The 22130-nt window shown below is 48.1% G+C and carries 22 protein-coding genes; 14 read left to right on the forward strand and 8 right to left on the reverse strand.

The features are described from left to right. The first annotated feature begins 23 nt into the window (after positions 1 to 23). Genes ACWGXJ_RS02170 through ACWGXJ_RS02190 form a run of 5 tightly spaced genes read left to right on the forward strand, consistent with a single transcriptional unit; the run spans position 24 to position 4546 of the window. A complete protein-coding gene (locus ACWGXJ_RS02170; RefSeq protein WP_061831149.1) occupies positions 24 to 698 on the forward strand; it encodes a response regulator transcription factor in 675 nt (224 codons plus the stop codon). Beyond that, complete coding sequence (locus ACWGXJ_RS02175; RefSeq protein ID WP_452566061.1) at positions 698 to 2128, forward strand: sensor histidine kinase; 1431 nt, start codon at positions 698 to 700, stop codon at positions 2126 to 2128. The genes ACWGXJ_RS02170 and ACWGXJ_RS02175 overlap by 1 nt, the downstream gene beginning before the upstream one ends. 59 nt (positions 2129 to 2187) lie before the next feature. Beyond that, a complete protein-coding gene (locus tag ACWGXJ_RS02180; RefSeq protein ID WP_452566062.1) occupies positions 2188 to 3105 on the forward strand; it encodes an ATP-binding cassette domain-containing protein in 918 nt (305 codons plus the stop codon). Beyond that, entirely contained in the window at positions 3102 to 3818 is a 717-nt protein-coding gene (locus tag ACWGXJ_RS02185) for an ABC transporter permease (RefSeq protein ID WP_452566063.1), read from the forward strand. Before ACWGXJ_RS02180 ends, ACWGXJ_RS02185 begins: the two co-directional genes overlap by 4 nt. Then, positions 3818 to 4546 (forward strand): ABC transporter permease, encoded by a 729-nt coding sequence (locus ACWGXJ_RS02190; protein ID WP_452566064.1) that lies wholly within the window; start codon positions 3818 to 3820, stop codon positions 4544 to 4546. The genes ACWGXJ_RS02185 and ACWGXJ_RS02190 overlap by 1 nt, the downstream gene beginning before the upstream one ends. Before the next feature lie 72 nt (positions 4547 to 4618). Here ACWGXJ_RS02190 and ACWGXJ_RS02195 read toward each other — a convergent pair whose 3' ends face one another. Then, positions 4619 to 5575: an L-lactate dehydrogenase gene (locus ACWGXJ_RS02195; protein ID WP_023986728.1), complete on the reverse strand. Its 957-nt coding sequence runs from the start codon at positions 5573 to 5575 to the stop codon at positions 4619 to 4621. Between the two features lie 535 nt (positions 5576 to 6110). Between ACWGXJ_RS02195 and ACWGXJ_RS02200 the strand changes: the two genes are divergently transcribed. The 3 genes from ACWGXJ_RS02200 (at position 6111) to ACWGXJ_RS02210 (ending at position 8133) form a co-directional block, all read left to right on the forward strand. After that, positions 6111 to 6932 (forward strand): MerR family transcriptional regulator, encoded by an 822-nt coding sequence (locus ACWGXJ_RS02200; protein ID WP_452566065.1) that lies wholly within the window; start codon positions 6111 to 6113, stop codon positions 6930 to 6932. Between the two features lie 144 nt (positions 6933 to 7076). Continuing rightward, positions 7077 to 7898, forward strand: coding sequence for a serine/threonine protein kinase (locus ACWGXJ_RS02205; protein WP_452566066.1), 822 nt, complete (start codon positions 7077 to 7079; stop codon positions 7896 to 7898). A 112-nt stretch (positions 7899 to 8010) separates the two neighbouring features. After that, positions 8011 to 8133, forward strand: a complete 123-nt coding sequence (locus ACWGXJ_RS02210; RefSeq protein ID WP_231109480.1) for a YjcZ family sporulation protein — start codon at positions 8011 to 8013, stop codon at positions 8131 to 8133. 179 nt (positions 8134 to 8312) lie between these two features. Here the strand turns inward: ACWGXJ_RS02210 and ACWGXJ_RS02215 are convergent, their stop codons facing one another. The 4 genes from ACWGXJ_RS02215 to ACWGXJ_RS02230 all read right to left on the reverse strand — a co-directional run bounded on the left by ACWGXJ_RS02215 (position 8313) and on the right by ACWGXJ_RS02230 (position 12369). Continuing rightward, positions 8313 to 8498, reverse strand: coding sequence for a hypothetical protein (locus ACWGXJ_RS02215; RefSeq protein ID WP_061831157.1), 186 nt, complete (start codon positions 8496 to 8498; stop codon positions 8313 to 8315). 92 nt (positions 8499 to 8590) lie between these two features. Next, positions 8591 to 10138, reverse strand: a complete 1548-nt coding sequence (gene gntK / locus ACWGXJ_RS02220; RefSeq protein ID WP_452566067.1) for a gluconokinase — start codon at positions 10136 to 10138, stop codon at positions 8591 to 8593. 41 nt (positions 10139 to 10179) lie between these two features. Next, the gene (locus ACWGXJ_RS02225; protein ID WP_452566068.1) at positions 10180 to 11541 is read right to left on the reverse strand and encodes a GntP family permease; all 1362 of its coding nucleotides are present in this window, start codon (positions 11539 to 11541) and stop codon (positions 10180 to 10182) included. Positions 11542 to 11673: 132 nt separating this feature from the next. Next, the gene (locus ACWGXJ_RS02230) at positions 11674 to 12369 is read right to left on the reverse strand and encodes a GntR family transcriptional regulator (RefSeq protein ID WP_061831159.1); all 696 of its coding nucleotides are present in this window, start codon (positions 12367 to 12369) and stop codon (positions 11674 to 11676) included. A gap of 193 nt (positions 12370 to 12562) precedes the next feature. On the opposite strand from ACWGXJ_RS02230, the gene map reads away from it, so the two are divergent. Next, positions 12563 to 13309 (forward strand): type I methionyl aminopeptidase, encoded by a 747-nt coding sequence (gene map, locus ACWGXJ_RS02235; protein ID WP_023986734.1) that lies wholly within the window; start codon positions 12563 to 12565, stop codon positions 13307 to 13309. Between the two features lie 36 nt (positions 13310 to 13345). Beyond that, the gene (locus tag ACWGXJ_RS02240) at positions 13346 to 13492 is read left to right on the forward strand and encodes a hypothetical protein (RefSeq protein ID WP_452566069.1); all 147 of its coding nucleotides are present in this window, start codon (positions 13346 to 13348) and stop codon (positions 13490 to 13492) included. Positions 13493 to 13600: 108 nt separating this feature from the next. On the opposite strand, the gene ACWGXJ_RS02245 is transcribed toward ACWGXJ_RS02240, so the two are convergent. Beyond that, complete coding sequence (locus ACWGXJ_RS02245; RefSeq protein ID WP_069290935.1) at positions 13601 to 14098, reverse strand: CcdC family protein; 498 nt, start codon at positions 14096 to 14098, stop codon at positions 13601 to 13603. 165 nt (positions 14099 to 14263) lie between these two features. Then, complete coding sequence (locus ACWGXJ_RS02250; protein ID WP_254328931.1) at positions 14264 to 14740, reverse strand: disulfide oxidoreductase; 477 nt, start codon at positions 14738 to 14740, stop codon at positions 14264 to 14266. 235 nt (positions 14741 to 14975) lie between these two features. Between ACWGXJ_RS02250 and ACWGXJ_RS02255 the strand changes: the two genes are divergently transcribed. Then, complete coding sequence (locus ACWGXJ_RS02255) at positions 14976 to 15602, forward strand: nitroreductase family protein (protein WP_452566070.1); 627 nt, start codon at positions 14976 to 14978, stop codon at positions 15600 to 15602. A gap of 106 nt (positions 15603 to 15708) precedes the next feature. On the opposite strand, the gene mprF is transcribed toward ACWGXJ_RS02255, so the two are convergent. Beyond that, positions 15709 to 18351: a bifunctional lysylphosphatidylglycerol flippase/synthetase MprF gene (mprF, locus tag ACWGXJ_RS02260; RefSeq protein ID WP_069290937.1), complete on the reverse strand. Its 2643-nt coding sequence runs from the start codon at positions 18349 to 18351 to the stop codon at positions 15709 to 15711. Between the two features lie 211 nt (positions 18352 to 18562). Here mprF and ACWGXJ_RS02265 point away from each other — a divergent pair, with 211 nt between their 5' ends. The 3 genes from ACWGXJ_RS02265 (at position 18563) to ACWGXJ_RS02275 (ending at position 22048) form a co-directional block, all read left to right on the forward strand. Beyond that, a complete protein-coding gene (locus ACWGXJ_RS02265; RefSeq protein ID WP_452566071.1) occupies positions 18563 to 19321 on the forward strand; it encodes an AAA family ATPase in 759 nt (252 codons plus the stop codon). 251 nt (positions 19322 to 19572) lie between these two features. After that, positions 19573 to 20775, forward strand: coding sequence for an MFS transporter (locus ACWGXJ_RS02270; protein ID WP_103046771.1), 1203 nt, complete (start codon positions 19573 to 19575; stop codon positions 20773 to 20775). A 220-nt stretch (positions 20776 to 20995) separates the two neighbouring features. Further along, entirely contained in the window at positions 20996 to 22048 is a 1053-nt protein-coding gene (locus ACWGXJ_RS02275) for a lactonase family protein (RefSeq protein ID WP_452566072.1), read from the forward strand. Positions 22049 to 22130: the final 82 nt, after the last annotated feature.

Below are 22130 nucleotides of genomic sequence, written 5' to 3' on the forward strand. Positions count from 1 at the left end.
AAAACGATAAGTAGGTGTCTATTATGAAAACAAATGTGCTATACATCGAAGATGACCAGGATATTGGTGCTTGGACGCATCAGTATTTGGAAGAGCGGAATTACGCTGTAACCTGGCTTCGCAGCGGGGATGGGGCTGTGGAAGCAGCCCGTACGTGCCAACTCGTGATTTTGGATGTGATGTTACCCGGTCTGGATGGATTCACCATGGGGAAGCGGCTCAAGAAAGAGTACCCGGAGCTTCCCATTCTCATGTTGTCTGCCCGTACATCCATTGACGATAAGCTGCAAGGACTGGATTTCGCCGACGATTATGTAACCAAACCCTTTCACCCGGACGAGCTCATAGCACGTATAGAGATTTTGCTGCGCCGATCGGGAACCGTGCCCGAAGAATCTTTACAACTGGGGCATCTCTCTGTGTTCTCTCCTGATAACCGTATTGTGAACCGTGATACCGGGGAGGAAATTACACTGACAGGCAAGCAATATCACATTTTTGCTTATTTGCTGCGGCATTTGGGCCAAATTATGACGAAAGAGCAAATGTATGAAGCGGTGTGGGGAGATCCATATATCGACGGAGACAAAACTTTAATGGTCCATATCCGACACCTTCGAGAAAAGCTGGAGATCGATCCTGCGGCACCCCGCATCATTGAGACGATCCGTGGTGTAGGATATCGGGTGAAAGCATAATGAGCAGGACGCGCAAAAATTGGAGGAGGCTGCACCCCAGCTCTAGGCCGGGTCAGGGAGGTCGGTTTCGCAGTTCACTGTTGTTCCGTTATCTGGTCATTATTGTGGTTGCTATGATGCTGTTGCCCATTGTGTTGCCTGCTACAGCCTTGATATATAGCGTGTTATTGAATTGGGGGGCGGAGCTCAAGTCTAAAAACGCTTACTATCCCTCTACTACCCATACCGAAAATAGCTGGCATCGCGAAGCTGTAGCTTTGAAGGGAGCCACACCAGAGCAAATCTCAGCCCATCTGCGCAAAATACAACAAGATATGTTCCCTAACTCACAAATATTTTGGGTGGATACCGTAGGTAAAACAAGGTTGGAGTTACCGACACAACCTAACATGCCAAAACAATGGAACGCTGCGCAGGCTATAGCTTTTATGAAGCAAGCAAGCTATGAGGGGCCGTTTACGGTAGTAGCCTTTATTGGCGGGGGCAAGAATGATGTGAATCAGGGCTATATGGTGTTAAAAGTGCCCCGTTCGTTCTTTGAACAGCCACCTACAGATAGTAGCATGTTCATGTACTATCTCTTTTTTATCGTATTGGTTTTGGGCGCTTTTATATTCGTATCTCTTCTGTTTTTTGGAGGCATTCGGCGTAGACTGTTGCAGCTTCAGGCCGCCATGTCGCAGCGAGGAGAGGATGGCTTGCCTATTCTTGTTACCACTGGACGCCCGGATGAAATCGGCAAGCTGGAAGAAGCATTTAATCAGATGGTTGAGCAGTTGGCAGAAAGTCGGGGACGTGAGCGTCAAGAGGAAGAGCTGCGGAAGAGACTAGTCGCGGATCTGTCACACGATATTCGGACGCCGCTTACGGTCGTGCGTAGCCATCTGTATACACTAGATGGTGAAAATCTGAGCAGCAGAGGGAAACAGTCGATTACACTGATGGAAAACAAGCTAAAAGACCTTGGGAGTCTGATCGACAATCTGCTCACCTATAATCTGCTAGCTAGTGGAAAATACACTATGAATAACACACCGCGTGATATCCTGCGGCTAGTGCGGGAGTGTGTAGCCAGCTGGTATCCGGTGTGGGAAAAGGAGAGCTTTGAAGTGGATATCGACCTGCCTGAGCATAGTATGGTGTGGAATGTGGATGAGCAAGGCTTCCGCCGTCTGCTGGACAATCTTTTTCAAAATGTAGTTCGCCATGCTGCCGCAGGCCGATATATCGGTGTTCAAGTACAGAAAGATAATGGGACAGAGACATTGGTCATCGTAGATAAAGGGCCCGGTATGGAGCAACAGTCCAGTGAAAAAGGCGCAGGGATTGGTTTGGCAATTACAGAACTGCTGGCTCGCGAAATGAATTTGGAGAGGGAGATTATCAGTTCATCAGCCGGGACCCGAATCCGTTTTTTAAACAAAACTTAAACTCAGAGTTCCCTTGGCTTTAAACTTGGCGCGTTACGATAGGTGTCGAGGTGAGGAACTTGAACGAATACATTATTGAAACGAACAGTCTCAGCAAAATATACAAAGGCCGCGCGGCGGTTAATCAGCTGGACCTGAAAATAGCTCGAGGAGATATTTACGGATTTCTGGGTCCGAATGGAGCGGGGAAAACGACAACAATCCGCATGCTGCTTGGACTTATTCGCCCAACTCGAGGAACGATCCGTATATTCGGCAAAGATATTCGCAGACATAAGCTCGATATTTTGCGTAAAGTCGGCTCGTTGGTGGAGTATCCTTCGTATTATGGTCATTTGAACGCAATTGAAAATCTGGAGGCCATTCGCCGTATTTTGAATGTACCCAAGCAAAACATTGCGGAAGTGTTAGAGGTCGTCCGACTGACCAAGCATGCCAAACGTCCAGTCAAAGGCTACTCGCTGGGCATGAAGCAGAGACTGGGTATTGCAGCAGCCCTGCTTGGGAATCCCGAAGTGCTCATTTTGGATGAGCCTACGAATGGTTTGGACCCGGAGGGTATTCAGGAAATGCGCACATTGATTCAGGCGATGCCCGAGCAACGGGGGATCACCGTACTGGTATCCAGCCATCTGTTGAGTGAGGTAGAGCATATGGCGAATACCGTGGGTATTATCCATGAAGGAGAGTTGGTCTTTCAAAACACGATTCACAATCTCCGTCAGGAATCTGCAGGCGGGATTCGGATCGTAGTGTCGGAACCGGAAGCAGCCCAATTGATTGCGCGTGAGCAGGGCTACCATTCAGTGAAGGACGGATCGGCGCTGGATTTCGAGAACATGAATGATGCGGCTGTTGCGCTGCTGGTCAGAAGATTGGTCGAAAATACGCATGCCGTGTACCGTGTGGAGGAACGCCGCAAATCGCTGGAAGATATGTTCATGCAGGTAGTGGGCAAAGGAGGGGCTTCCTTATGATGCTGCGAGCGTTCACGGCGGATCTGCTCAAAGCACGCAGAAAGGGAATCTGGTTCTTGGTGTTCCTCGGTCCCCTAGGGCTGGTAGCGATGCAGGGACTGAACTTTGGACTCCGCTATGACTATCTGATTCCGCGATACAAGGGACGTTTATGGGAAGGCTTGATGGATAACATCGCTATTTTTGTCCCCCTTGCGCTGGTATTAGGAGCTACGATGGTCGCTTCCATGCTGGCGAATGTGGAACATTCATCTAACTCCTGGAAGCAGCTGCTGGCTTTGCCTATCTCCAAATTTAGTGTTTATATGGCCAAGCTGGCGCTGGCGATCGGGATGCTGTGCGTGTCCTGTCTACTCCTGACGGTAGGGACTTGGGTGTTGGGAATGATTCTTGGCTTCGGGGGAGAGCCCGCACCCGTAGGGGAACTGCTACGACTCGGGTTTTGGCCTTTGGGCGGCACGTTGCCTATGCTCGTATTATTGTTGTGGTTAACGGTCACGTTCCATAATCAGGCGCTGCCTGTAACACTGGGCATTACGTTAGGCATCGGCAGCTTGTTTGCTTCACAGCTGTCCGAATGGTTTCCGTTGGCCTGGCCGCAATTCGCATGGGTTGCACCTCAAGCGTGGATGTTTGCGTCCGTCGGGTGCGGAACGGGCATACTTCTCAGTCTGCTAACAGCGGCCCATTTTAGCCGAAAGGATGTGGCGTAATGTTCGGAGGATATATACGGCTGCTTTCTGTTGAACGTATGAAAATGGCCAAATCGCCCGTCTGGCTGCTTGCGTTCGTCAGCCCGGCGATTGCCGTCTTGATTGGCTTGCTGGCGAATCCGGGAGGGAACTGGCTGTTGCTGTTGACTGCCATGCTTACATTACATGCCATGCTGTTCATGCCGATGCTGACCGCCGTATTTGGATCTCTAGTCTGCCGATTCGAGCATGGGGGCGGCGGTTGGAAGCAACTCATGTCATTGCCATTGTCCCGCACCAGTCTGTATGCGGCTAAGTTGACCATCATTATGGCCTTGGTCGGATTGACCCAGCTACTGTTCGGAGGAGCGCTGCTGGGTGTCGGAGCTGTGCAGGACATGAACGGACCAATCCCTTGGGCCGTGATCGCTCAAAGTTTGCTCGCAGGCTGGGTAGCCTGCCTGCCGCTGGCTGCGTTGCAGTTGATGGTGTCCTTCTTGTGGTCCAGCTTTGCCGCACCGCTTGCGTTGAATTTCGTCTTCACCGTGCCGAATATTCTGGTCGCCAATTCTCAAACCTACGGTCCATACTATCCATGGACACAGCCTTTATTGGCGATGATGCCGAGTGGAAGAGACAACTTCGGGGCGTTCATGGTGCCAACTGACACACTGTTGACGGTTATAATAGGTAGCTTTGTCGTATTTACGTTGGCGGGACTGACCGTATTTCGTTATAAAGAGATATAGGGCGAAATACGGGGACTGCAAAAACTCCTTATCCTCAATGAGGGTAAGGAGTTTTTTTACTGTGCTATTGGTTTACACTAAGCCTGAAATGGCACGGATATTATTGCTGATAAGGTGGCAAGAGGCGTCGAACTTCGCTTGTTCTTCCGGACTTAGCTCTAGCTCGATGACCTCTTGGATTCCTCTGCTGCCGATAATCGCCGGAACGCCCGTGCAGACATCGGTGTGCCCGTACTCGCCGTCCAATACAGCAGAGACCGCTATAATTTTACCATCATCATTTAAAATGGAACGGGTAATGTACGCCAGCGCATTGGCAATACCAAAATAAGTGGCGCCTTTGCGGGTGAAGATCTCCCAGCCTGCATCCCGAGTTTTACGGGCAATGTCGTCCAGATCGACGTGGCTGAATCGTTCCTTATGCTGACGCAAAATGTGCAAGAGCGGCTTGCCGCCAATCGTGACGTGTGACCAGGCAACGAATTGGGATTCGCCATGCTCGCCAAGCGCATATCCTTGTACGCTACGCGGATCTATGGAAAATACTTCGGAAAGCAACGTCTTAAGTCGGGATGAGTCAATGGAGGTGCCCGTGCCGATCACCTTGTTGCGCGGCAGACCGGATATACTTTGTACCATATACGTTACAATGTCGACAGGATTAGCGGCAATGACGAATATACCGTCGAAGCCACCCTCCATAATCGCTGTTACAATCTCTCTGGTAATAAGCACTGCGTCGTCAAGCACAGATAGACGGTCTTGACCCGGTTTAGGGTTGGCTCCAGCCGTTATAATCACAACGTCCATATCCGTGCAGTCTGCATACGTGCCGGCACGCACCTTGGTACGTGTGGACGTAAAATCCATACAATGGGACAGATCCAGTGCATGGGCCAAAGCCCGATCATACGTGCGGTCAATCATCATGATCTCATCACAAATGGACTGATTAACCATTGAGTAGGCACAGCTCGAACCGACCATTCCCGCGCCGACAATAGCTACTTTCCTTGCCTTCCCCTTCATCTATGTTGCCTCCTCGTTCCAGCGAACGTTAATATGCTACAAATTATGCCTGAAATCCATTTTACGTTACATAACATAACATATTGCTGATCTTTTGAAAATATCCATTTTTTTGTCTCCATTCCGGGAAATTATAAATAAACTGTGAATAGAGCTGTTTCTTAGGATTATTTATAGAATGAACGTGAATTATCAATACTTTTACTGGAAGATAGGAGAGCATGTTTTAATTTATTTTTAAGGTGACTTCTGTGTAAATTATAACCTGAACTATGTTGATGGAAGGAATAGTGACGTGAAAATAATGAAAGTATGACATTTATGTGACGTTCTTTGAAGAGTTTCAAGGACATACAGAACGGAAGTATGCTCTGCAATGTCGTTTCTTGTATATCTACAAATATTCCGTTATGACAAAGGTTCTTAGCAGTCTGCAATATTAGAACATTTTTGCCAAAGGATTTCCAATGGATTTCGCGAATTCTACATATACAAGCTTGTTTCTTTCCATACCATCCGGGGAGGTAATGATTAAATGGAAGAAAGCAAATCGACGACGGAAGCAGCAAAACAGTTGGGAATCGGGGCGAGTACCCTTCGTAAATATGCAGCGGCGCTGGAGGAGCAAGGGTATGTGTTTCAGCGTTCCGCGAATCAATCGAGGATGTTCAGTGCTGAGGATGTTGAGTGCTTGAAGGTGATGCGGAAGGCGTTGCGTGAGCAGCATATGACGATGGAGCAGGCGGTTCAGGTGGTCCTTGAGAGAGTGACCGCTCCCTTTCAAATGGAGGATGAAGAGTTCCGCTTGCCACCCATCTCGGATGCTGAGTCACTAACCGCAACCTGGGAAGAAATAATGGCGGCGGCTGAGGGTAGGGAAGAGACGGTCATGCAGGCGCAAGCAGCTGCTACGGTAGAACTGACAGAGTTACAGGATGAAATGAATGCTCAGGAACTGTCAGAGGAACCCATGCAGCTACAGGCGCAGGAAGAGTTGCAGACTTTGGAACCAACCATTGAGTATAGATTGGAGCAAGCACCTGTAGCCGTACAAACGCGGGAGTCCGTAGAGCCGCAAGAACTGGCGCAGATGCAGGACATGGTGCAAACCGCTTTGTTGGAAATGCGGAGCCGTTTGGAGGAGCTGGAAGCAGAGCACAGTCGTTTGGTGGAAAAGAATATCAGCCTGTCTAACCAACTGGAGGATCAAAAACGCTGGATGAAAGAAAAGGTTGACGAGGAACGAGATCGGCAGCTAATTACTAATTTGCGTACCTACCAGGGCAGGCAACGCAAATCGCGCGGTTCGTTGTTGTCTTGGCTTGGTCTGACACCGCGCAGACGCAGAGAGGCATAACCAGCATCTTTTCTAATAAAGACCATCAGACCTTCCCGGTTCTGATGGTCTTTTATCGTGGATGGTATAATAACGGAATATAAGAATACGAGAACAAGCCGCATAAGAAACGTTGCTGCGGCATGTAGAGGAAAGGATATAAATATGTTTGCTTGGTTGCGGAACACATATGAATCATGGATGGATTATCCGAAACAGCCTGGCGATTTACTGAGCGGACGTTATGATGTTCGTTCGCTTTTAGGCATGGGGAGCTATGGTCTAACCTACCTCTGTCTGGATCGGCACAGCGGACAAGAGGTGGCAGTGAAAATGCCCAGACCGAGCAAACGGGCGAAGGCAGTTCAGCTATTGCAGCGCGAGGCTCATATTATGCGGCAGATGGAACACCCCTATATTCCGAAGCTGCTCGAAATTGTCGAACATTCGAACGGAATAGTTATGGTTATGGAATACATCTCCGGCATGACGTTGGAGGAGCTTATATTTGAACAGGAGCGTTCCTTTACGGAACAGGAATGCATTGTCTACATTTTGGAGTTAATGGAGCGAGTTCTGCATGTGCATGAACGGGGCTATATCCATCGGGATATCCGCATTCCCAATGTGATTCACCGTGAGGGGAAGCCCTACCTGATCGACTTTGGTCTTGCTCTGGCGGTAGGAGAGCGACAGGAGGATATATTTACCGAATCCATGCTGGAAAAGCGCGCACCCGAGCGACAAGATGTCGCCGTCTACAGCGATTTGTACGATGTCGGACATTTAATGCTTTTTATGCTGTATAGCAGTTACGAGCCTCAACCGGATCAACCGCCGGCAAGCTGGCAGGAAGAATTGAAGCTGAGTTCACCTGTGCGTCATATGCTGGAGCGTCTTTTTCAGATTCGGCCACGTTATGAGAACAGCCGACAGTTTATGCAAGAGCTGGAGGAAGCATTGTTGCTGCTTGAGGTTAACCCATAACGTCCCTAAAAATAAACAGGCATTCGCCGCAAAAATGGGGGAATGCCCCCCTTACGCATTTGACCATGTCTACATACAATGATCCTGTAAATGAGCGAAGGGAGTGTTGTAAATGAGTCATATGTGTGGAGTAGGCGGCGGTATGGGTTGCGGTGTAGGAGCATGGACCTCTGTAGGAGCGATTCTGGTTCTGTTTATTTTGCTGGTGATCATCTCTAAAACCCTGTTTCTGTAATTTCGGTCTTGGCCGATTTCCTGTAAAATGCACAGATGTTGCCCTGCATAACGAAGGGCGCACAACAATAAAGCGAAGGCCCTTGAGATAAGAAGGGTCTTCGCTTTATAGGGTTTGAAGGAGCCTGTGGCATGCTTCTTGTGTTACGCTCTATTCCGTCGCTACTTCTTGTTGTTTGGCTAAGAACTGGAGTAATGACGGCGTTTATCTTTGTAATATCGGTGTCCATTGTGGCTATTCTTGTAACCGTCTGAAGAAGAATGGCGTTTACGTTCACGTTCATAATAACGGTCTGAGCTGCTGTATCGCCGCTTATGAGAATGAGAGGTGGAATGTAGCAGGCGGTGCAGTAATTGTTTGAGCATCGTCTAATCCTCCTTCTTACCCTGCCCAACTGACATAGACAGGTTTTTATAAAACGGTAATACGCAGCAGCGTTAGAACAGGTTTCACTAATTTAGGATTGTAGGGACTTGGCCTGAAATTCCGCAATATCCTTGAACTCTTCTTCGAATTTACGTGAAATGCGGATATAAATCGGTAGTAAATCGCGATAAATATCCACGTGTTCTGCTACAGGTTTGTGCTGGTGAGTGGTACCGATCATACCGGACACAGCATCCAGCGAATCAATCCGTCCCAGTGCGTACAAGCCCAGAATAGCTGCGCCCAGACATGAGCTTTCCAGACTTTCGGGGATAATGACCTCCTGATCGAAAATATCCGCCATGAGCTGTCTCCATAGCTCCGAGCGTGCAAATCCACCAGTGGCGTGAATGACTGACGGTCTGTCGATGACTTCTTCCATGGCGAGCATGACGGTATACAAATTGAACAGCACACCCTCCAGAGCGGCGCGAATCATATGCTCTTTTTTGTGACGCAGGGACAGACCGAAGAAGGAACCACGAGCATTCGGGTCCCACAGGGGCGCACGTTCACCGGATAAGTACGGAAGAAAGAGCAGACCGTCGGAGCCAGGACGTACCTGTTCCGCAATTTGGGTCAGCACATGATATGGATCAAGTCCCAGTCGCTTGGCCGTTTCCACCTCGGAGGCTGCAAATTCATCCCGGATCCAGCGGAAGACTATACCTCCGTTATTTACAGGGCCGCCGATGACCCACAGCTTTTCCGTCAAGGCGTAACAGAAAAAGCGCCCTTTGGCATCCGTGAGCGGCTTATCAACTACGGTACGGATGGCTCCGCTGGTGCCGATGGTAACAGCGACAACTCCAGGTTTGATCGCATTCACACCGAGGTTGGACAAGACACCGTCGCTGGCCCCGATCACAAAAGGAGTCGTCTTCAGTAGGCCCATGTCATGCGCATAGGTCTCATCCAGCCCTTTGAGCACATGCGTTGTCGGCACCAGCTCGGATAGCTGCTCCTTCGTCACACCTGCAAGGTGCAGAGCTTCCTCGTCCCAATCCAGCTGCTGCAAATTCATGAGTCCGGTAGCGGAGGCAATCGAGTGATCCACGACATATTGGTGGAACAACCGGGCAAAGATGTACTCCTTAATGGAAATGAATTTATACGTTTGGGTCGCAATGTCCGGTAAATCCCGTGTAATCCACATTAGTTTCGTTAGCGGTGACATGGGATGGATGGGCGTTCCGGTGCGTAAGTAAATATCGTGTCCGTTGTATTCATGTTTGAGTGCTTCGGCCCATTTGGCGCTACGGTTATCTGCCCAAGTGATGGAGGCGGTCAGCGGCTTGCCGTTCTTATCCACCGCCAGTACACTGTGCATGGCCGAACTGAAGGAGACGAACAGCACATGCTCGGCTGACACTCCGCTTTGTTTCATGACCTCTTGCACCGTCGTCACGACAGCTTTGAAAATATCTTCCGGGTCCTGTTCTGCCGCATCCGGCTCAGGTGTATGGAGCGGATAGCCCACATGGTGCTGGGCGGCAATATTGCCGTTTTCTTCGAAAAGCACCGCTTTGGTACTGGTCGTACCGATATCGACGCCGATCATATATCGGGTGTCTGTCATATTCAATCTCCCCTTCACTTACCGTTATTAGCTCATTATCGTTAAATTAACACACTCAGCAGCATAATCAAACCGAAAGCGACCAGGGAGAGGATGGTTTCCATAATGGTCCATGATTTCAGAGTCTGCGGAACCGTCATATTGAAAAATTCTTTAATCATCCAAAAACCGGCGTCATTCACATGAGACAAGATCAGCGACCCTGCTCCTGTAGCAAGGACGACCAGTTCGACATTCGCGCCGGGTGTAAGTGCCAGTACAGGTGCGACAATACCGGAGCCTGTCGTCATCGCGACTGTCGCTGATCCAGTGGCTACACGAATGAGCGCAGCGACCAGAAAAGCAAATACAATCACATTCATATGGGCTCCTGTAGCGACCGCTGCAATGGCCTGACCTACACCGCTGTCGATCAATACCGTTTTAAATGCACCGCCGCTCCCGATAATTAAGATAATAGAGGCTGTTGGTGCCAGACATTCACTGGTAAAACGGGACAAATCCTCTTTCTTTAGACCACGTGCATAGCCTAGCGAGAAAAAAGAAAACACGGCCGCAATCAGCAATGCCATAACCTCATCACCAATGAATTTGAAAAATACAGTGAGCGGATGTGTATTGGCCGGGTCTACGATTTCAGCGACTGATCCGCTAAGCATTAGAATAACAGGTAATAAAATGGTGAACAGAGTAATCCAAAAAGGAGGCAGCGACCGTTCCGTCGTATTTCTGAACTGCTCGTCCAGCCTCTCGGAAGGTCTGACCATGATTCTTTTGCCAATCCAAGCGCCGAAGACCGGGCCTGCAATAATGACGGATGGAATGCCCACGATGAGTGCATATCCTATCGTGCGTCCAATATTGGCGTTAAAGGCTTCAATCGCGATCATCGGAGCCGGGTGGGGTGGCAAAAGGCCGTGTACCGTCGATAGTCCTGCCAGCATCGGAATACCGATTTTCAGCAGAGACATATTCATTTTACGGGCAACCGTGAACAGAATGGGAATTAATAAAATAATACCAACCTCAAAAAAAACGGGAATACCCACGATAAAGCCTACGATCATCATCGCCCAATGAACGCGTTTTTCACCAAAACGATCCATCAGTGTGGTCGCGATGCGTTCGGCACCGCCGGATTCTGCCATCATTTTACCGAGCATGGTGCCTAAACCGATCACGATGGCGATGGAGCCGAGCGTACTGCCGAGCCCCTTGGTGATGGAGGCAGTAACTTCATGTCCCGGCATCCCGTTAACCAGTCCGAGAAATACCGACGAAAGCAGCAGTGAAACGAAGGGATTCCATTTGAATTTGGCAATCAGCAAAATCAAAAGAATGACGGTAACTAGCGCCCATATGAGCAGGGACGCGTTATGACTTAAGCCGAGTAATGTGTTCATGAAGTAATGCCTCCTTATTCATTTATGTGTAGCTAAATGTATACTTGTCGACAACTTTAATGTAAAAGAGAACCGCGCCAGCAAAAAACGCATGAAGCGCGGTACATCGGCTCTTTGTCACGCATGTTGCGGCTAGGACGACGTCTTTCTGTAGGGAGACAGGACGCTGTCGTTAACCGCGTTGCGGGTATCTCGGTAATGATCCTCAATAAATCCCGATAACTCCTGAGCATTTCCTTGACTTAAAGCGTTTGCAAAGGTTCGATGTTTGTGAATCGTGACTTGTGATTCTTCGATGTTAGACGCAAATCGTTGTTCTGTCGCAGCTAACATGACCGTCAGGATTAGCTGTCTCATACCGTTCCAGGTATGAAGAATACGGGTATGGCCTGCTTCCAGAACCAGAGCCTCATGAAAATTAAAATCCTGAAGAGAAAATTCAACGACATCCCTGTACTTGAGAGCGACTTCCATTTTGTCAATCATCTGATTCAAAACAGTCACCAATGTGGCATTATCACTATGTACATACCTTTGTACAACAAAATGCTCAATCAGCATTCGCACATCGAATAGCTCCTCCATATCACTGGGTGTCATGCCGACGACAACCGCCCCCATGCGCTCCAAACGGATCAGTCCTTCGCTCGAGAGCGCCTTCAAGGCTTCACGCACCGGAGAACGACTGGTACCAAAATCGGCAGCAATCTGATTCTCAGATAGAACAGTGCCTGGCGTCTGAATACCCCGTATAATCTGAAGCCGAAGTTCACAAGCAATCCTTTCCCCAAGCGATGCGCCCTGTAACCAGGTTGTTGGATATTTCATAGGATACTCCTATCTTGGAAATAATTTTGCATACTGGTATACAAGTTATGGAATATTATATACCCCGTTTAAGATGCTTGTAAACGGTGTCAGTTGACATCGGTTCCATTTCGCTGCTTTTAGCGTTACAATAGAAGCAGAAAAAAGAAACAGTGAAAAGTGGAACGAACACGGAAAAGAAGGAGACCGTTTAATGATTATCATTAAAACCAAAGAACAAATTGAAAATATGAAAAAAGCTGGAGACATTTTGGCTGCTTGCCACCGGGAAATTGCCAAAATGATCAAGCCAGGCATTACGACACTGGAAATTGACGCCTTTGCGGAATCCTTTATGAAGAAGCATGGCGCAACACCGGAGCAAAAGGGCTATAACGGCTATCAGTTTGCAACTTGTGGCTCACCTAACGATGTGATTTGCCACGGCTTTCCGAATAAGACACCGTTGAAGGACGGGGACATCGTGACGATCGACATGGTTGTGAACCTGAATGGCTGGCTGGCAGATTCCGCTTGGTCGTATGCGGTGGGTAATGTGTCTGAGCAGGCGCAAAAGCTGCTGGATGTTACCAAGGAATCGCTGTATAAAGGGATTGAGCAAGCCGTTATCGGTAACCGGATCGGAGATATTTCCCATGCGATACAAACCTACGCGGAAGCGGAAGGCTTCTCGGTCGTACGCGAATTCATTGGGCATGGCATCGGGGAAGAAATGCATGAGCAACCGCAAGTTCCTCATTATGGACCTCCGCATCGTGGACCACGCTTAAAAGAGGGTATGGTCATTACAATTGAGCCAATGCTCAACACAGGCACATACCGCAGTAAAATTGATGCGGACGGCTGGACCGCACGCACGTTGGACGGCGGCTTGTCTGCTCAATACGAGCATACGCTGGCCATTACAGCAGATGGTCCGATCATTTTGACCCAGCAATAAAAGTAGGCACCCCTCGGTAGCATACAGACTAACGGGTTGAATGACAGTCAGTCTGGGCATATTCATCTGGCTCCCCAACGCCAGAGTGAGCGTGAAGAGCTGATCGAGCAGGCAGATCGGATGCTGTACACTGCGAAGACAGAGGGACGCAATCGAGCAGCTCCTTTTTCCCGGAATGCATAATGTAGACCTGATAGACTAAAAGACCAAAAAGACACGGCTCCTGTTGGGAGAACGTGTCTTTTTGGTCTATACAGCAATATGCGAGCATGCATGTTAAAAACCCGTTTGTCAGATGCGAACTTCCGTCTCGTTCGGAACGAACTGACGATATTGGAAATACATACGAAGCCGCCAGTGTAACAAGGTTCCGAAGGCTAGGATGAAAAATAGCCCTGCTGTCTGCGGAATGGTAATGTAATGCTGAATAAATTCATGCAGCAGCAATCGGACGATCAGCAGGCTGATCAGGATAAAAAAGAAGGTACGTGAGCGTTGCACGAAAACCAGCCCTTCTTGCGATTCAAATTTGGTGCTGCGGATCAACGGGTAAGAAAAAATAAACCAGCCGACCAGAAAAGCGCCCAGCGCCCAAAGCCAGGGAACCCGTACTTCCGGCACCACAAACATCATAAAACCGGTGCTCATGCCGAGCGGAGGAATGATGATTTTTTTGGCATTAATCGGGCGATGACCTGTCTTCATACGGATGAAAATAGCCGAAATAGCGATTACGATCATACCGAAGGTTGCGCCATATTGCAGCAATGGGGTGCTAATATGAAACATGGACTGGCCCCCTCTATAAGGAATATAAGCGTTATTGGACAGACTGCAAACCTTTTACATTATACCACATATGCAATGGATATATTTAGTTACAGTCTTTCCTCTGGCAAGCGGATTATACGCCTCTTGGTGGTAACGGGTCCTATAATTAGGTCTCTTTCATACTTATGCGAGTTCCTTTGCTTGTACCTCTCCTTGAGCTGATTTTTTCTCCTGACGCATGATATAACCCATGGCTGCAATAATAAGGATAAAGGCAATCAGTGCGAGAAAAGGAATGGTAATAAAATCGAACCAGTTCAGGTAATCCTGTTCACAGGATACTCTGCCGCAGGAAGTTGAAGTTTGCGCAGCTGCTTTGGCGGCTGCATGGATGCGCTGAATGATAAAGTGATAGGCTGAAATCGCGCCTCCAATGATAGCCAACGGCATGACATAACGGCGTATCTCCGAATCTCCTCGAAAATAGGCGATCCCGAGCAGAAGGGTCAGGGGATACATCAGAATGCGCTGAAACCAGCACAGCTTACAAGGCTCAAACCCCAAAATCTCGCTGAGATACAGACTGCCCAAAGTTGCCACACAAGCTACAACCCAGGCGGCAAACAAAGCAATATCCGTTTTTTTAAAAGATCCAATCATAGTAACGCTCCTTTTTTAATTCAAATGAGAACAAAATGAACTCACCCGTGTCTTGTCCCATCGGCAGGCATCTGCCGATATGTATGTCTTAATCCGTATTGTACTGTATTTTGAGTGCAGGGTCATACTTAAACATATTGACATCATTCACTATCATTTTTATAATTGCAGTAGTTTGGGAAGTTAATGAGGATTCAAGTTAGATATATATTAAGAAATTAGGAGTGTGCCTAGAATGTCGAGCAGTCCAAAAAATGAAACTTTATCTACTATTAGTGAAAGACACGCGGTAAAGAGCTATGTTAAGGATTTTAAATTGCCAGAGGAAGATTTGGAGGCTATTTTGACTGCGGGGATAGAAGCTCCTTCCGCTTGGAACCTTCAACATTGGAAATTCCTTGTCATCGAAAGCGAAGCGGACAAACAAAAATTGCTACCTATCGCCTACAATCAGGGTCAAGTAGCGGAAAGTTCCGTTACGATTGCCGTATTGGGTGATTTGGAAGCGAACCGCAACACCGTCATTTATGATCAAGCGGTAGAAGCAGGCGCACTGCCAGCAGAAATCCGTGACGCATTGGTAGGTCAAATCAACGGCGCATACCAAAATCCGCAAGTAGCTCGCGATGCAGCCATCCTGAACTCTGCTCTTGCAGCACAAAATATTATGCTGGCTGCTAAATCTTTGGGCTATGACACTTGCGCAATGGGCGGTTTCATTCCTGCACAATTGATTGAGCAATTCAATATTCCAGCACGTTACCTGCCAACTATGCTTATTAGCGTAGGTAAGGCACAAGTACCAGCGCGTCCATCAGGACGTTTTCCATTGTCTGAAGTTGTTGTAAAAGGCAGCTTCTAAGAAGATTTGTGAATATAAAAGGGTGTTCCTGCAACCGTTCGTGGTTGGAGAACACCCTTTTTTACGTTGTGTTAGACTATTAAAGTTCCTGTTGTCAGCCCTTTGTTTAATCCGATCGTTTGGACACGAGATAAACCAGCTCCAGCGTCAGGATCGGTAGAAAGACAGAAGCTGGATAGGCCAGATAGCGCGGCTCCCATTGGGGCTTGAACTTATCCTTAAAGCGCCGAAGCCCCTGAAAACCGTAAAAATGTCCCCCGTATTGGAAAACAAGTCGAGCCAGCTTTTCCTCGCGTAATGCCTTTTCGCTTTGTCCTACCTGGGACAGCGGTGCCATACCCAGATTAAATGTCGTATATCCACTCTCCTTGGCCCACTCAATGACCCGTGTGAATAAATAATCCATCGTGCCATTTGGCGTGTCAGGCAAGTGGCGCATCAGGTCAATGGAGACCGTCCGTCCATGATCGTAGGCAGGGGCCATCGTAGCGAAAGCGATGACCTTCCCTTCAGAGTCCTTTAGCAATGCAATTGGAGCCAACTGAAGGTAAGGTTCTTTGAACCAGCCGAGGGAATATCCCTTCTCCTTGCGCCCGTCCAGCCAAATATTCGAAACATGCCGCATTTCTTCAATCAGTGACGCCTCGAGAGGCGGTTGGATGATTTCGAACGAGTAGCCTTCGCGGTCAAAGCGGTTTTTGGCGCTGCGTAGCGCCTGATTGCTTTTGCCCGTCAGTGTAAATGATTCCAGCGGTACCAGTGCTTCCTCGCCCAGTTTGAAAAAGCGATAGCCGTTCTCGTGATAGATGGACAAATACTCCGGCGAGGCCTGATAAAATACAGCCGTTAACGCATACCGATCTGCGAACCGTTGGAATTCCTGAATGGCTTCACTTACACGTTCTTTTGGACCGAGGGGGTCACCTAATACAATCAGTTTGTCCCGGCTGCGAGCATAGGGAATGACGACCTGTTCATTTTTGGTCCAATACAGATATTTATCGCCCAAAAAAAGCATATGAGATACGAGATTACCACCCTGCCGTTCCAAAAATTCTTTTAGCTTATCCAGCTCTTGCTCGTCGGGTAGATTGGCGATGCTACGCTGAGGTCGAAGAAAGAAATACACCGTTAGGAATACCCATGCCAAAATCAGACTAAACACGGCGGTAACTCCGTAATCGCTGCGGTTCATAAAAAAGTCCAGATGGACCTTGGCATGCAAATGGCGCATAAAAGGAGTGTTGGAGCCTGCCCCAATGATAAAATAAGCCCCGGTTACGAGTAGAGATAATCCACCCCATATTAAAATGTTGTGCCGATTCAGCGGAGCACTGACCCGATAAAACCGTGAACGTGAGATCCATAGCATTAACGCCACAAACAGCAGGAATAAGGCTTCTTCAAAATCTAGACCTTTAGTGAAGGTGAAAATAGCTCCTGTCAGCAGCAGTATCAATGTCAGCCGCAATGCTCTGCGAATACGCAGAGAGATTCCGTGGGACAGGACAACAAGCATAATCCCGATGATGACCGAGATTTCGTGCGACAAGCGCATGACGGGCAGGCTGAGCAAATGCTCAGCAAAACGTAGCCGATATAACAGACCGGGCGTAGCTGCCGACAAAAGAAGCACCACGCCGGAGATGAGTACCAGCTTACCAAGCGCCCATACCCCTAGATCGGCCAAAAACCGGAATTGACCAGGCCAGCCCCATACCTTCTGCCAGGCATTAAGGGAATAATCCCAACCCGTCTCAGCTAGCTGATTCAGGCGCTCGTTACGTGGAATCATTTCCAGCGCGGCTAATACCAAGCCGATGAGCCACGGGATGATGTAATAAAAGATACGAAAGACCAGCAGCACAGCCAGTGCCCGATCTGAGTTGGCTCCCGCCATTTGCAGCCCAAGCAGAGCAATGATGTCGAATGCCCCGACCCCTCCGGGTGCAAGACTGATCAACCCGGCAATCGCGGCTATCACATAAATGCCGAACACAGCATGGATCGGAAGTTCATGGAGCAAGTGCGAGCCGATCCATGCAAAGGTAAGGCCAGCCAGCAGCCATTCCAGCAGAGAAGCACTAATGGAAGCGGAAATAGTGGACCAGGAAAGCTGTCCTTCTCCCTTGTTGAACCATGTGGAGTACCGTTTGGAGCGCTGCATGATCAAAAATAGCGGCAGGTACAATGCCATTCCCCACAGCGCCCAATGAAGCCAAGGATGAGCATCCAGCACAGGCTGTACCGGATACAAATGGACAATGGCCCCCCAAGCCAGCAAAGATAGTCCGGTAATGACGACCGGCGAAAGAAACACGACGGCAGAGGTGATGACACCTAACGGAACACCGCTTTTTTTATACAGTACGGTGCGAAGTCCCGCTCCTGTAAAGCCTGCAAAACCAAAGACATTATTGAAGGTATTGGAGATCCAGGCGTAGCGAAATGTCGTCCCAGGCTTGACCTGAAGCTTGAAATGATGCCTGATTACGTAATCGTAGGCGCTCATAGCCGCCACGGCAGCCAGTGAGAACAAGCCAATTTCGATGAGAAACGTGGCATCCATTCGCCGCAGCTCATGAAACATACGCGCCAGATTAAAGTCATTTAGTTCTCGTCCGGCCTCCCATATAATAAAAGCCAGTACAGCCAACGGTAGCAGAATACGTGTCAATCGCTGCCTGTAGATGGTCATCAAGAACTGTACGATTTTAAAGGATTGGGTCGGTTTGTGATTTGACTTCATAGATTCACCTGCTTGAAAAGAATGAGATATACACGAAATAAAGTACTTAGAATTCATGCCCAATGAACATTACTATACATTATACCTACAATAATCGCTTGAATAACAACAGAAGGGTTACGAAATGGGATTTCCGATTGATTGCTGTAAATAATTCCAATATAATGATGGAAAACCTAGTGAATTGCTTGGCAATGGAGCTGAACTGGACATGAGTATATGGGACCGCAATCTTTTCATACGTCGCCTGGAGCTGATATGGCCTCCAGATGCTGACGAGAGCCAATATCCGTTTAACTTAAAAGCCCTGCACCAGTGGAACGAACTGAAATTCCATCCTTCCGTCACCTATATTATTGGAGAAAATGGCGTAGGTAAATCGACGCTTATGGAGGCAATCGCGGTCGCGTGGGGATTTAATCCAGAGGGCGGTACTAAAAATTTCAATTTTTCTACACAAGCCACGCATTCCTCACTGTATGAGCATATCCGGCTGGTGAGAGGGGTGGAAAAGCCAAGGGATGGCTTCTTTTTCCGGGCGGAGAGCTACTATAATGTGGCGACTCACATCGACGAGCTGGATCGAGAAGGAGGAGGGCGACCGATTCGAGATTCCTATGGGGGTAAATCGCTGCATGAGCAGTCGCATGGCGAGTCTTTTTTTGCTGCCTTTGTGCATCGGTTTGGAGGACAAGGATTGTATATTTTGGATGAACCGGAGGCTGCGTTATCACCTTTGCGCCAGATGGCCATGCTTGCACGGATTCACGAGCTGGTGCAGCAGGGCTCGCAGTTTATCATTTCTACTCATTCCCCTATTTTGATGGCTTATCCAGATTCCATCTTATATCATCTGACACATGAAGGGATCGACACCCCGACGCTGGAGGAAACCGACCATTTTATCATCACGAAACAATTTCTGAATAACAAGGAAAAGATGATAAAGGAGCTATTCGAAGATCCATAATAAAGTTCGTAGGGACCGCTAGACCGTTCCAGAAATTCATCCTGGTCGTTTGTTATGAGAGGGACAACACTGTCTATTCAGGTTGTTCCTTTTTGCTGTTCTGCCAAAGGAAAGATTCAGGGTTATCGGAAGTATTTTATGATTGTTATTTGTCTCACACTCTATTAATATAATGGAGAGTTTTGCTGGAATGGTTGCAAAATAAGATTTTCGTATACGAAATAAAGAACCTGAGGAGGACAAAACGCTACATGTCAGATTCACAACAGTTGAAAATGGGACCGCTGGTCATTTTGATGATTAATATGTTTATTGCCATGCTGGGAATTGGCCTCATTATTCCGATCCTTCCCAAGTTTATGAGCTCTTTGGGAGGCAGTGGTGAAACGGGTGGTTATTTGGTTGCCGTGTTTGGCTTAACCCAATTCCTGTTTTCGCCGCTAGCGGGAGAATGGTCCGATAAATACGGACGTAAAAAAATGATTATTATCGGTTTGGTAATCATGACGGCGTCTTCTGTATTGTTTGCGATTGGGGAATCGTTGACGATGCTGTATATCTCCCGTTTGCTGGGAGGTGCAGGGGCAGCTTTTATGATTCCTCCGATGATGGCCTATATTGCTGACATTACAACGGTCCACAATCGCGGTAGAGGAATGGGGTTGTTGGGCGCCGCCATGTCTCTTGGCTTTGTGATCGGTCCTGGTGTGGGCGGCTTGCTGGCAGATATCTCGATTCGTACGCCCTTATATGTTTCGGCGGCTGTATCGGGCGTAGCTGCACTGATTTCCTTGATTATGCTGCCCGAAACCTTGTCGCTGGAGAAACAGTTGAAGTTTCGGAATGTCAAGGTCAAACGGGACAATGTGATTAAACAGTTTGCCCTTTCTTTTCGCAAGCCTTACTTTATGCTGCTGATTATGATATTCACGCTCACCTTTGGATTGACGCATTTTGAAACGATGTTTCCTTTCTTCGTGACAGGAAAGTTTCATTACAATGAGCGTGATATTGCTATCATTATTACGGTAGGAGCACTGGTCGGAACCGTGATTCAAGCTGTGGTCATTAGCCCGATGTTGAATCGTTTTGGCGAAAAAGGTGTCATCATCGGTTCCTTTCTGTTTTCAGCGATTTCCCTTGTGCTTATGTTGCTCTCCGGCAACTTTTATTATGTACTCGGGGTATCGCTCATCTTCTTTACCGCTACGTCGTTGCTACGGCCAGCTATTAATACTGCTTTATCCAAAATGGCGGGGGATGAGCAGGGAGTTGCAGCCGGCATGAACAATGCTTATATGAGTATTGGTAATATTCTAGGACCTGCGCTTGCGGGTACATTGTTTGAGGTGCATATCAATTTGCCATACATTTTTGGGGCAGTCATTCTCATTCTTAGTTTGGGGCTGGCTGTAAAATGGAATAGCAGAGATACGCAAACCACAGCGGTTTAATATTGTATTTTTCGTAAACTTAGTCTCTTTTGGAGTGAACTGTGACGTTCTTGTGAACCACAGTTGGCGCCGAAGGAGGCTATTTTTTTGCATATATCGCGAAACGTTAATGAAACAACAGAATCTTGGGTAATAATGCATGATGAGTTTACAACAAGACAAATAGTAGAGCTAAAAGTCAGATAATATGTAAAAAACAGCTAGAAGGAGATGAGAGCCGATGGAAGAGCGAAATGAGCAGTTATTTTATACAGGAACTTATGCGTCTCGTCAGGAAAGAGGAATATATGTATGTGCTCTGCATGTGAACAATGGTGATCTGCGCATGGTTGGAGGTGTGGAAGGGATTGAGAGGCCTTCTTTTCTCGCGCTACACCCGGATGGGACGAAGCTGTACGCTGCCAGTGAAACAGAAGGAGGCGAGCTGTATGCGTATCAGGTAAATGCCCAGACGGGGGAATTGCATCCTTTGGATCGAAAAGGGACGGAGGGAGCGCATACTTGCTATGTTTCCGTAACATCCGATGGACGATATGTGCTGGCTTCCAACTATTCAGGCGGCAATGCCGTTGTGTTCCCTGCGACGGAAGCTGGAGGATTAGGAGACATGTCGGGGCAAGTTCAGCATACCGGCTCAGGTATTCGCCAGGACCGCCAGGATACGGCACATCCGCATTCGATTATTCCAGACCCTTCAGGACAGTATGCCCTGGTATGTGATCTGGGACTGGACCAGATTGTGGTATACCGTTTGACAGAAGATGGAATACTGGTGACCCATCGTGAGACAGATTTGCCACCTGGTTCTGGACCGCGTCATCTGGTTTTTCATCCTTCGCGTCCATATGCTTTTGTCGCCAATGAGTTGAACAATACAGTCGCTGTGTTTAGTTATAACGAACGTAATGGTGAGCTTACATTGATGCAAAGCCTGTCCACACTGCCAGAAGGAATTATAGATGTAGAAAATACAGCAGCCGATATTCGGATTACGCCCTGTGGACGCTTTTTGTATGTGTCAAACCGCGGCCATGACAGCATCGTGCTATACCATGTCGATCTGGACAGCGGCAAGCTGAAGACGGTGGAATGGGTGGAAACCTTGGGCAGCACACCGCGTAACTTCAACATCTTGTCCGGTTATTTGGTAGTAGCGAATCAGGATGGAAACAACATCGTATCTTTTGCCATCCATAGTGAGGATGGACGGCTGACCCGAACGGGATATGTGCTGGAGGTTCCTTCACCTGTATGTATTGAACCTGTACGCTAATCGCATAGCATGTGGCAAAAGAGTACGATATAAGTGGATGAAAAAATAAAACACGGCGCTTTGTTTCCCATGAAAGTATGGG

The sequence above is a fragment of the Paenibacillus sp. S33 genome (genome assembly GCF_053615415.1).